Below are 11,232 nucleotides of genomic sequence, written 5' to 3'. Positions count from 1 at the left end.
GCACAAAAAAAGAGCGACTCCTGGCGCCGCTCTTTTTGTTTGTCTTTTACGTAACTTAGATGTCGAGATTGGCCACGGCCAGCGCGTTTTCCTGAATGAATTCGCGTCGTGGATCGACCTCGTCACCCATCAGCTTGGTGAAGATATCGTCGGCGTCGTCCGCCTCGCGCACTTTCACCTGCAGCAGGGAGCGGACATTCGGGTCGAGCGTCGTTTCCCAGAGCTGCTCCGGGTTCATCTCGCCAAGACCTTTATAGCGCTGAAGCGAAATGCCCTTCTGGCCGGCTGCGTAGATCTGCGCCAGCAGGGTCCTCGGGCCACGTATCTCCGTGGAGATATCCTTGCGCCGCAAGACGGCGGCCTTGCCGTAGATTTCGTTCAGATGGTCGGCGTGCGCGGCCAGTCGGCGCGCGTCGGTAGACCCCAGCAAAGCGGCGTCGATCATGGCGGCTTCCTGTACGCCGCGCACCATCCGCTTGAACACCAGGCTGCCGTCGTCCTGCGCTTCGCCGGTCCAGCCCCGTTCGAATTCGTCAGCCAGAATATCCATGCGCCGGGCGATATAGGCGGCGGCTTCTTCGGCTTTGCCCTTGTCGTCGAGCATTTCCGGTGTCAGCGCACCGGCGATGGCTGCCTGCTCGACCACATCCCGGTTGTAGCGCGAATGCAGCCCGTCGAAGATGTCGGAAATCGCGCGGGCGGTCTCGGCCACTGCACGAAGGTCCTCGCCAGTGCGCACTTCGCCGTTGGCAAGTGTCAGGGAGGCTTCGTCGAGGCCCTGGCCGATCAGATAATCTTCCAGCGCCTTCTGGTCCTTCAGATACTGCTCTGACTGTCCGCGCTTGACCTTGTAGAGCGGCGGCTGCGCGATATAGATGTAGCCGTTCTCGATCAGCTGCGGCATCTGGCGGAAAAAGAAGGTCAGCAGCAGGGTTCGAATGTGCGCACCGTCCACGTCAGCATCGGTCATGATGATGATCTTGTGGTAGCGCAATTTCTCGACGTTGAATTCCTCCTTGCCGATCCCGGTGCCGAGCGCCGTGATCAGCGTTCCGATTTCGTTGGAGGACAGCATCTTGTCGAAGCGGGCACGTTCCACGTTGAGGATCTTGCCGCGCAGAGGCAGCACAGCCTGGTTTTCCCGGTGACGGCCCTGTTTGGCCGAGCCACCTGCGGAATCACCCTCCACCAGGAAGAGTTCGGCTTTGGAAGCATCGCGCTCCTGACAATCGGCAAGCTTGCCGGGCAGGGAGGCGATGTCGAGAGCGCCCTTGCGGCGGGTCAGCTCGCGCGCCTTGCGCGCAGCTTCTCGTGCGGAGGCCGCTTCCACCACCTTGGAGACGATCGTCTTGGCCGGGGCGGGGTTTTCCTCAAGCCATTCGCTCAGGATCTGCGAAATCAGGTTCTCAACGACCGGCCGCACTTCCGAGGAAACCAGCTTGTCCTTGGTCTGGGACGAGAACTTGGGATCCGGCACCTTGACGGAAAGAACGCAGGTCAGGCCTTCGCGGCAGTCGTCGCCGGAAAGGTTCACCTTTTCCTTTTTCATCAGGCCGGTGGCTTCGGCATAACCGGTCACCTGCCGGGTCAGCGCTGCCCGGAAACCGGCAAGGTGGGTGCCGCCGTCGCGCTGCGGAATGTTGTTGGTGAAGCAGAGTACGTGCTCATGATAGCTGTCGTTCCACCACATGGCGGCTTCGACGGTAATGCCGTCACGCTCGGCCCGCATGTTGATCGGTGCTTCGATCAAGGGGTGCTTGGCGCGGTCCAGATACCGCACGAAGGCTTCCAGGCCACCTTCGTAGAACAGCTCCTCGACATTGTCCTCAACACCGCGCTTGTCGGTCAGGATGATGCGAACGCCGGAGTTCAGGAAGGCTAGTTCGCGCAGACGGTGTTCCAGGGTGCCGAAATCGAACTCGGTCTTGGTGAAGGTCTCCGTGGACGGCAGAAAGGTAACCTCGGTTCCTTTCCTGCCATTGGCAGGGCCAACCACTTTCAGCGGTGCCTGGGCATCACCATGGGCAAAGGTCATGGCGTGTTCGTTGCCGTTGCGCCAGATGCGCAGTTCCAGCTTGGTCGACAGGGCGTTGACCACGGAAACGCCCACACCGTGCAGGCCGCCGGAAACCTTGTAGGAATTCTGGTCGAACTTACCGCCGGCGTGCAGCTGGGTCATGATGACCTCTGCGGCCGACACGCCTTCTTCCGTGTGCACATCGGTCGGAATGCCGCGACCGTTGTCGGATACGGTGACCGATCCGTCCGGATTCAGGGTCACCGTCACGTGGTCGGCATGACCGGCAAGTGCTTCGTCGATGGCGTTGTCGACCACCTCATACACCATGTGGTGCAGACCGGAGCCGTCATCGGTGTCGCCGATATACATGCCGGGCCGCTTGCGCACGGCATCGAGACCCTTGAGGACCTTGATGCTGTCGGCGCCATATTCGGCACCGCTATTGGTTTCGGGGGTCGGGCTGCTGTCGGGCGTGGACGTGTCGCTCATGCGAATCAATCACCAATCGATTTTTCTTTTCCATCCCCGTTATACGGGGTTCCGGCGGGGGTTCAACCACGTGCCGGCCATAGGCCAGCCAGCGAAGGAATTCTGGTGGAAAACCATAAGATTCCGGCGGATTTAAGGGGCCTTGCTCCGCTCGAGCAGGCGTCCCTGGTGCTCCCTGATCTCAAACACTTCCGCTTCCGCTGGCAAAGCTTCGAAGAGGGCCTCGTCCGTGCCGGTCATGAAAACCTGTCCGCCAAGGGAATCCAGCTTCGAAAACAGCGCCGACCGTCGGTCGGGATCAAGATGCGCCGCGACTTCATCGAGCAGCAGAAGGGGCGTCATTCCCGACACTTTGGCTGTCAATTCGGCATGGGCCAGGATGAGCCCGATCAGCAGGGCCTTCTGTTCGCCGGTGGAGGATTGCGACGCCGGCATGGCCTTGGCCGCGTGCAGAACGGTGAGGTCGCTCAAGTGCGGGCCATTGAGCGTGCGCCCGGCCGCGCGGTCACGCCCGCGGCCGTCGTGCAGCATATGCCGGTAGCGGTCCTCCCGGTCGGAGGCGCTCAGACCCGCGGTCTCCGCCTCGAAGGCGCCTTCCAGGCTGACGGTGGCATGGGGAAACGGCAGATCCTGTGCGGCCTGTCCTGCAATCATGCGGCTGAGCAGGTCAACGGTTTCCGTTCTCGCAATGGAGACGGCGGTCCCGAGTTCCGCCACCTGCTGTTCCAACGCGCTCAAATAGGCATCGGAGCCGCCCTGGTCGAGAAGCCGGTTGCGTTGCCGGAGAGCGTTTTCAAAGTCGCTCACCCGGCGTCCGTGGGCCGGGTCGATCGCCAGCGTCAGGCGGTCGAGAAAGCGGCGCCGGTCGGAGCCGGGGCCGGTGAACAGCCCGTCCATCGAGGGCACCAGCCAGAGCACCCGCATATAGTCGAGAAGACTTTCCGAGCCGCGAACCTCCTCGCCGTCGATACGCACCTTGCGCCCGGACGTCCCGGCCACGAGACCGGTTCCAATCCTGGTTTCAAACCCGTCCAGTTGCACCGTTGCGGCAACGCTCCAGCTGCCATCGCCACCTTTCAGGGCAATATCGGCAAGCGCTGCCCTGCGCAGGCCGCGGCCGGCGGTCAGAAACGATATGGCTTCCAGGATATTGGTCTTGCCGGCGCCATTGGGCCCGACAAAGGCGACCATCTTGGCCGTCATCGGCAGCGTCAGGGCGCTGTAGTTGCGGAAGCCGGTCAATGACAGACGGGTCAGCTGCGCTGTCCGGTATTCTGTCATGACCCCACTTCCGCTACAGTTTGGGCGTGCCGCTGAACTCAGACGCGCATCGGCATGAGAACGAACAGGCAGTCGTCAACCGTGTTGTCCTGAATGAGGGTCGGAGAGCCGCTGTCCGCCAGACGGAACAGAGCCGTATCACTCGACAGCTGGTTGGCAATATCGAGCAGGTAGCGGGAATTGAAGCCGATTTCCAACGGCTCGGCATCATATTCGACGGCCACTTCTTCGGTCGCGCTACCGGAATCCGGGTTGTTCACCGTCAGCACCAGGCGGCCTTCGGTCAACGACAGCTTCACGGCGCGGCCGCGTTCGGAGGAGATCGTCGACACGCGGTCGACGGCTTCCTTGAACTCGTCGCGGTCGACGCGCATTTCCTTGTCGTTGTTCTGCGGGATCACACGGCCGTAGTCCGGGAAGGTGCCGTCAATCAGCTTCGACGTCAGGATAACGGAGCCGGTCGTGAGGCGGATCTTGGTGTCTGAAAGCTCGATTTGGACATTGGCTTCCGGCGTCTCGAGCAACTTCTGGATTTCGCCAACTGTCTTGCGCGGCACGATGATGCCGGGCATGCCTGCCGAGCCGGACGGTGCGGGCACTTCAGCCTGCGCCAGACGGTGACCGTCGGTCGCGACCGCGCGGAACTGAAGGCCGGATCCCGCATCCACCGTGTGAAGGTAGATGCCGTTCAGGTAATAGCGAGTCTCTTCGGTCGAAATCGCGAACTGGGTTGCGTCGATCAGCTTGCGGATATCGGCGCCGGTCAATGCGAAGCCGTGGCTGAAATCGCCTGCGGTCAGATCCGGGAAGTCTGTTTCCGGCAGCATCTGCAGGGTGAACTTCGAGCGGCCTGCGCGAATTTCGAGTGTGGCATTGTCGCTGGTGGTTTCAAGAACCACCTGCGAGCCTTCCGGCAGCTTGCGCACGATGTCGTAGAACATATGGGCCGGAACAGTGGTCGCACCCGGCAATTCGATCATGGCCGGCACGCTCTCGACGATTTCCAGGTCGAGATCCGTTGCCTTCAGATTGAGCGCGCCGCCATCGGCGCGCAGAAGAACGTTCGACAGGATCGGAATGGTATTCCGGCGTTCGACGACGCGGTGAACATGGGTCAAGGACTTGAGGAGGTCGGTCCGCTCGAGGGTCGCTTTCATACTCTCGTTCCGTACTCATGAAACGCCTGGCTGAGCTGCCGGGCTGATTGAATATTCTTGGCTCCGGTGAGGAGCGGGGTGGACGACACTGCCCTTAACCGGCTGCAAAAGCAAGAGGGCGTTCAGCCAGAACGCCCCCAATTTTGGTAGAAAATCGTGTATTTTAATCTTGCTTCGCCGCGGGCCGGGAAGAGGTCGGTGGATGCCCGATTGAAATCGCCGGGCACCCACGATAGACCTGATTCCGAAGCGCTCCGCCTCAGGCGTCGAGCATGCGCTTGAGCAACTCCAGCTCCTGCGCCAGGGCGTAGTCGGCGCGCGCCATTTCCTCAATCTTGCGCACAGCGTGCAAAACTGTGGTGTGGTCTCGATTGCCGAAGCGGCGGCCGATTTCCGGCAGCGAGCGCGGCGTCATGACCTTGGCAAGATACATGGCAATCTGACGCGGGCGGACAATGGTCCGGGTACGCCGTGCAGACAGCAGATCAGCCTTGGTGACATTATAGTGCTTGGAGACCACCCGCTGGATGTCTTCGATCTTGACCCGGCGCGGCTCACTGGAGCGAACCAGATCGCGCAAGGTCATTTCTGCCATTTCCTGCGTGATCGGCTGGTTGGTCAGCTGGTTGTGCGCGATCAGCCGGTTGAGTGCACCCTCAAGGTCGCGGCCAGAAGAGGCGACATGGCGCGCGACATAGTCCAGCACACTGTCCGGAACGTCGAACTGCGGGTAGGTCCTGCGGGCCGTGTCGACACGTGTGGCCAGGATGTTCCGGCGCAAGGCGAAATCCGGTTCCTGAATGCCGACCACCAGGCCGCCGGACAAGCGTGAGCGGACACGGTCGTCGAGCGTGTCGAGTTCGGACGGCGCGCGATCCGCAGCCACGATCACCTGACGGGCACCGTCGATGAGAGCGTTAAGGGTGTGGCAGAATTCCTGCTGCACCTGTTTGCCGTGCAGGAACTGCATGTCGTCGATCAGGAGAAGGTCGATCGTGCGCAGGTTTTCCTTGAAGGCCAGGGCAGACTGGGATTTCAGGGCGGTCACGAACTTGTACATGAAGTGCTCGGCCGTGAGGTAAAGCACCTTGCGACCGGATGCCCGCGCCTTTGCGGCAACAGCCTGCATCAGGTGGGTTTTGCCCAGACCAACGGAGGCATGCAGGTAAAGCGGGTTGAAAGTGACCGCGCCGCCGGCGGCAACCTGACGGGCCGCAGCCAGAGCCAGATTGTTGGACTCGCCTTCGACAAAGGTCTCAAACGTGTATTTCGGATCGAGTGCGGCGCCCTGGAGCACGTCACGAGTGGTATCGGAGCTGCTTTCTCCGCGGCCGAGGGCAGCCGTTGCCGCCTGGGCCCGCGTCACCTGGGTCGCATCGGCAAGAGCGTCGGAGCGGCTTTCGGCTGTAGCCGGCTTGCTGCCCTGGGGCGCTGCAAGGCTCGGTTTGGCAATCGGGGTCTGACGCGGGCGGATTGCGCCACGCACCGTCAGTTCGATGCGGTGAACGTTGTCGCATTCACGCTGCCAGAGGCCCATCAGCTGGTCATTATAATTGTTCTGAATCCATTGTTTCAAAAACCGGGTCGGAACAGACAGACGGACGGTGCCGTCCTGATGTTCCTCAAGGTCTACGCGTGCAAACCAGCTGGTGAAAACATCATCGCCCAATTCTGCGCGAAGCTGCTTCTTCACCCGTTTCCACTGTTCGGAGCCACCTGCCTCCTGAACCTGCATATTATCTGCCTCCTGTATATGTGAAGAGCAGTCCGCCACAGCCACTCTTCGACGCCTTGCTACTTTTGCAGCATTATAATGTCCCTTTTGGGACGGTTGTTTATTTGGCGAAGGGATTGTTCCCTTCACCTGACCCTGTCGATGGGCAGGGTATCTAACTTTGAATCCAGGGCAATCCGGCCGCTTTCCACCCGGACTGGGTCCCACGATGGCCGTCCGGACCGAGCGGGCCCTCGAAACCATCGGAGATATTGAAGCACTTGGAGTAGCCGGCCTGCGTCAGCGCGATTGCTGCGGCCTGGCTCCGTGCTCCGGAGCGGCACAAGAAATAGATTGGCGCGTTCCGGTCAAGCCCTTTTTCGACCAAAAGACCAGAAACCGATTCCACGAAGCTCGGATTGGGGCCTGCAGACGGAAAACTCTGCCATTCCGCCAGGATCGGCTCCTTGCCGATCGGGCGCAGATCCGGCAGTCCGACAAAGGACCATTCCGCCTGTGTCCGCACGTCGACAAGGATTGCGTCCTGCTGCTCGGCAAGGCCGTCAAAGGCCTCCTGCGCAGTTACGTTTCCTGCATATCCACCGTCAAATTGCAAAACAGCCCCCTTCAATAGCGTAGAGCTATTGATTAAAAGTATTCTTCAAGGTTTTCTTGAGAAGGAAATAGACTTCTGCAGGCTAAGTGCCTGGGTGGTCGAATACGCTAACGTATTCATTCCATGATTTTGATATATTGTGCTCAGCGATGGTCCGGCTTAACTTATTCATTGTTTTCCAAGCACCGTTTTTAAGTAGGTCGCTGGTCTTACCCGCCAGCCGTATCGTTAATATACAGACCGCGAGCGAAGGGGCAACAGCGTGTTTTTGCTAATGGCGGAAAGTGCCTTTTGTTTCCCTGTGCAATCGTTTTTTTGGTCTCTGTTGGCGAAAGAGCAAACGTGTTTTCCCGCAATGACTTTTCCCGCTGAAGCGCCCTGTCACAGTCCAAAAACAACAGTTTCAAAAAAAATTTCGCAACTGACAGCTTGACTCGTATCGAATCCGGATTGATTGCCTTTTCCCAATGGTACATGTCCGTAAGAGTCTGATAAATAACGACTTTTTATGACACTATTGCGCTCGGTAGAAATTGCAATATTGCGCGCTCAGGTTGCTGAATTTGACCATCCACAAAATTACGCGGCTAAAAAAAACCCGGCACTTAGGCCGGGTCTTTTTAACGCTCATATGACGGTGCGGTTACGCGCTGAGTGCCTTGATACGGGCATTGAGGCGGGAAACCTTCCGGGACGCCGTATTGGCATGCATCGTGCCTTTGCTGGCAGCGCGCATGATTTCCGGCTGTGCGGCCTTGAAGGCCTCGCTTGCAGCGGCCTGGTCGCCGGAAGCAATCGCTTCCTCAACCTTGCGCAGGTAGGTGCGCACGCGGCTGCGACGGGCTTTATTCGTGGCCGTCCGGCGGGCAATCTTACGGGCCGCCTTCTTGGCCGATGGTGTGTTGGCCATGGGCTCTATCCTGATCGGTAATTGGGACTAGTGTCCGGTGGCGATCGGGACGAGGGAGCAAGAGCTGCAAGACCCGATCAAAAAACAACGGCGGCGGAAAACCGCCACCGATTGGGCGCAGCTTATAATCTCGCTTTCGGATGCAGTCAACGGCTTTATCGTTCGACGCCGTAGTTTATTTGTTCCGGAACTGCGGTGCCCGTTTCTCGCTGAAGGCACTCATGCCTTCGTTCTGGTCTTCCAGCGCAAACAGGGCCTGGAAAACACGCCGTTCGAAACGCACGCCTTCCGAAAGCGTCGTTTCATAGGCGCGGTCGACACTTTCCTTGGCCATCATGACAACGGGAAGCGAGAAATCGGCGATCTTTTCGGCCGCCTTCAGCGCTTCCTCAAGCAGATCGTCTGCCGGTACGATGCGGCTGACGAGACCGCTGCGCTCGGCTTCTTCGGCGTCCATCATGCGTCCGGTCAGCACCATTTCCATGGCTTTGGACTTGCCGACGAACCGCGTCAGGCGCTGGGTTCCACCGGCGCCGGGAATGACGCCAAGGGTGATTTCCGGCTGGCCGAACTTGGCCGTGTCCGCGGCAATGATAAAGTCGCACAGCATGGCCAGCTCGCAGCCTCCGCCAAGCGCGTAGCCCGCCACGGCGGCAATGATCGGCTTGCGATTGCGCGAAACCCGGTCGAAAGGCGTGATCAGATCGGTCTGGTATGCGGAGGAAAAATTGTGCGGCTGCATTTCCTTGATGTCGGCACCGGCGGCAAAGGCCTTTTCCGAGCCTGTGATGACAATACAGCCAATCCGCTCGTCCGCATCGAACCCGTCAAGCGCGGTCCCCAGTTCGTTAACCAGTGCCGCATTGAGTGCGTTCAAAGCTTTTGGCCGGTCCAGTGTGATCAGACCGACTTTTCCCCGTTTTTCGACGCGGATGTTCTCATATCCCATGTTGCCAGCTCCCGGTGCTGGAACCCGTGGCGGGCCGGATGGATGGGGCTCGCTTGAGCTCACCTCCGGATGCCTGCGGTTTCCTGGACGTGTAGTTCATCGGCAATGCGTACCTGAGGTCGGGCGGGTCTGGCAAGCTTGACCGTTAGGACAGGTCAGCGCTGGCAGGCCGGGCAATGAAAGGTCGACCTGTTCGACTGCACAAGGCGCGCCACGGTGCCCGTGCAGCCAGGCGTCCGGCAGGCTTGCCCCTCGCGGTCATAGACCGCAAAGGAATGCTGAAAATAGCCGAGGCTGCCGTCCGCCTTCGTATGATCGCGCAGCGAAGATCCGCCGGCCTTGATGGCATCCTCCAGCGTGGCGCGAATATTGGCGGCAAGTTCCACAGCCTTTTTTGTCGGCCTGCCGGTTTTGGTTACCAGCGTTCCGGCGGCCCGTTCCGGGCTCAGCCCTGTGCGCCATAGCGCTTCGCACACATAGATGTTGCCGAGGCCTGCAATCAGTTTCTGATTGAGAAGCGCTGCCTTCAGCGGCGTCTTGCGCCCGTTGAACAGCCGCGCAAGCGTTTCGCCGCCCAGATCGTTACCGAGAGGTTCCAGGCCGAGGTCGCGGAAAAAGGGGTGATCTGCAAGCGCGGGACGGGAAATGAGGTCCATGAAGCCGAACCGGCGCGGGTCGTTGTAGACAATCCGGGCCCGCGCACCATCTGGTGTTTCCAGGTGGAAGATCACATGATCGTGTTTCGGGTCCTTGCTGCGGGCATGGGCAAAGCTGCCTGGCGTTGCAGCGGCGAGATCGTTTTCGATCCGGAACGATCCAGACATGCCAAGGTGCATCACCAGCACATCGCCGCTGTCGACGTCGCCAAGCAGATATTTGGACCGCCGCGACAGTACCGTCATCCTGCGACCGGTCAGCCGGTCGGCGAATTCCGCCGGAAACGGGAAGCGAAGGTCCGGCCGGTTCTGGTCGACCTTTGTAATCAGAGCCCCTTCGAAAGTGGGGGCAAGGCCGCGCTTGACGGTTTCGACTTCCGGAAGTTCGGGCATGAGAGGTCTGGTGTCCGCTGTCATGGCAGGCTATAGGCCTGCGGCATATGGTTTTTGGTGGCCGGCAACGATAGCGCTTGCCAATGGCTTGTACTATGGTCCGGCGCACTTTGAAGATAGTTTCGAAACGGCAATCCGCCAGCACTTTCAACAGGTGGCTTGTCCAACGGGTAAGAAGTGACCGGCCCCGCAGCCGGCCGGCAGCAGTGCCGCGGCGCGGAGCGGTCTTGGAGGCGCTTTCATGACGCAACAGCCAAACGGGCAGTCGGCCAGGCCGAACCGCGCTCCGGAAGAAATGCCGACGAGTTTCGGCTTCACAAGGGTTGCCGAAGGTCACAAGCAAGCGCTTGTGGATGATGTTTTCCATAAGGTCGCCGAGCGCTACGACCTGATGAACGACCTGATGTCCGGCGGGCTTCACCGGGTCTGGAAGGATGCCATGGTGTCCTTCCTGGCTCCGCCCAAGAAGGAGAGCTCCAACTGGCGCCTGCTGGACGTGGCCGGCGGCACCGGCGATATCGCCACCCGTGTGGTGCGCCGGTCCAACGAAACCGCCCGTGCGGTGGTGTGCGATATCAATGAAAGCATGCTCGGCGTCGGCCGGGACCGGGCTGAAAAGGCCGGGCTTTCCGATCTCATCACCTTCAGCCAGGGCAACGCCGAGGAGCTGCCGTTTCCCGACAAGAGCTTCGATGCCTATACCATCGCCTTCGGTATCCGGAACGTGCCGGACATTCCCAAGGCGCTGCGGGAAGCGCGCAGGGTTCTGAAGCGCGGCGGCCGCTTCCTGTGCCTGGAATTTTCCGAAGTCGACGTGCCGATGCTCGACAAGGTCTATGACACCTTCTCCTTCAAGGCGATCCCGGCCATGGGGCGCTGGGTGACGGGCGACGGTGATCCCTACAAGTATCTGGTGGAATCGATCCGCAATTTCCCGAACCAGGAGCGCTTTGCCGACATGATCCGCGAAGCCGGGTTCGAGCGCGTCGGCTACCGCAACTACTCCGGCGGCATCGCCGCCCTGCATTACGGCTGGAAACTCTGATA

Annotated in this window: 9 protein-coding genes; 1 reads left to right on the top strand and 8 read right to left on the bottom strand. The window is 60.2% G+C overall.

Annotated elements, in window-relative coordinates; translation table 11 throughout:
• Positions 1-55: 55 nt before the first annotated feature.
• The 8 genes from gyrB to mutM form a co-directional block, all read right to left on the bottom strand.
• Complete coding sequence (gyrB, locus tag AC2A6O_RS23015) at positions 56-2,509, bottom strand: DNA topoisomerase (ATP-hydrolyzing) subunit B (RefSeq protein WP_148582107.1); 2,454 nt, start codon at positions 2,507-2,509, stop codon at positions 56-58.
• Positions 2,510-2,641: 132 nt separating this feature from the next.
• The gene (gene recF, locus AC2A6O_RS23010; RefSeq protein ID WP_498930577.1) at positions 2,642-3,790 is read right to left on the bottom strand and encodes a DNA replication/repair protein RecF; all 1,149 of its coding nucleotides are present in this window, start codon (positions 3,788-3,790) and stop codon (positions 2,642-2,644) included.
• A gap of 38 nt (positions 3,791-3,828) precedes the next feature.
• Positions 3,829-4,947, bottom strand: a complete 1,119-nt coding sequence (gene dnaN, locus AC2A6O_RS23005; RefSeq protein WP_148582109.1) for a DNA polymerase III subunit beta — start codon at positions 4,945-4,947, stop codon at positions 3,829-3,831.
• Positions 4,948-5,206: 259 nt separating this feature from the next.
• Positions 5,207-6,682, bottom strand: a complete 1,476-nt coding sequence (dnaA, locus tag AC2A6O_RS23000; RefSeq protein ID WP_148582110.1) for a chromosomal replication initiator protein DnaA — start codon at positions 6,680-6,682, stop codon at positions 5,207-5,209.
• 154 nt (positions 6,683-6,836) lie between these two features.
• Positions 6,837-7,277, bottom strand: a complete 441-nt coding sequence (locus AC2A6O_RS22995) for a rhodanese-like domain-containing protein (protein ID WP_148582111.1) — start codon at positions 7,275-7,277, stop codon at positions 6,837-6,839.
• A gap of 643 nt (positions 7,278-7,920) precedes the next feature.
• A complete protein-coding gene (rpsT, locus tag AC2A6O_RS22990; RefSeq protein WP_148582112.1) occupies positions 7,921-8,187 on the bottom strand; it encodes a 30S ribosomal protein S20 in 267 nt (88 codons plus the stop codon).
• Positions 8,188-8,362: 175 nt separating this feature from the next.
• On the bottom strand, positions 8,363-9,136 hold the full coding sequence (locus AC2A6O_RS22985; RefSeq protein WP_498930574.1) for an enoyl-CoA hydratase: 774 nt from the start codon (positions 9,134-9,136) through the stop codon (positions 8,363-8,365).
• 155 nt (positions 9,137-9,291) lie between these two features.
• Entirely contained in the window at positions 9,292-10,185 is an 894-nt protein-coding gene (gene mutM, locus AC2A6O_RS22980) for a bifunctional DNA-formamidopyrimidine glycosylase/DNA-(apurinic or apyrimidinic site) lyase (protein ID WP_498930572.1), read from the bottom strand.
• A gap of 295 nt (positions 10,186-10,480) precedes the next feature.
• On the opposite strand from mutM, the gene ubiE reads away from it, so the two are divergent.
• Entirely contained in the window at positions 10,481-11,230 is a 750-nt protein-coding gene (gene ubiE, locus AC2A6O_RS22975; RefSeq protein ID WP_498930852.1) for a bifunctional demethylmenaquinone methyltransferase/2-methoxy-6-polyprenyl-1,4-benzoquinol methylase UbiE, read from the top strand.
• Positions 11,231-11,232 lie beyond the last annotated feature (2 nt).

Source organism: Labrenzia sp. ATLA3 (assembly GCF_057180185.1).
This window is presented reverse-complemented; position numbering and strand designations above follow the sequence as displayed.

Coding starts and splice junctions, on each gene's coding strand:
- gyrB (WP_148582107.1), bottom strand. CDS start 2,509: ATGAGCGACACGTCCACGCCCGACAGCAGCCCGACCCCCGAAACCAAT.
- recF (WP_498930577.1), bottom strand. CDS start 3,790: ATGACAGAATACCGGACAGCGCAGCTGACCCGTCTGTCATTGACCGGC.
- dnaN (WP_148582109.1), bottom strand. CDS start 4,947: ATGAAAGCGACCCTCGAGCGGACCGACCTCCTCAAGTCCTTGACCCAT.
- dnaA (WP_148582110.1), bottom strand. CDS start 6,682: ATGCAGGTTCAGGAGGCAGGTGGCTCCGAACAGTGGAAACGGGTGAAG.
- rpsT (WP_148582112.1), bottom strand. CDS start 8,187: ATGGCCAACACACCATCGGCCAAGAAGGCGGCCCGTAAGATTGCCCGC.
- AC2A6O_RS22985 (WP_498930574.1), bottom strand. CDS start 9,136: ATGGGATATGAGAACATCCGCGTCGAAAAACGGGGAAAAGTCGGTCTG.
- mutM (WP_498930572.1), bottom strand. CDS start 10,185: ATGCCCGAACTTCCGGAAGTCGAAACCGTCAAGCGCGGCCTTGCCCCC.
- ubiE (WP_498930852.1), top strand. CDS start 10,481: ATGCCGACGAGTTTCGGCTTCACAAGGGTTGCCGAAGGTCACAAGCAA.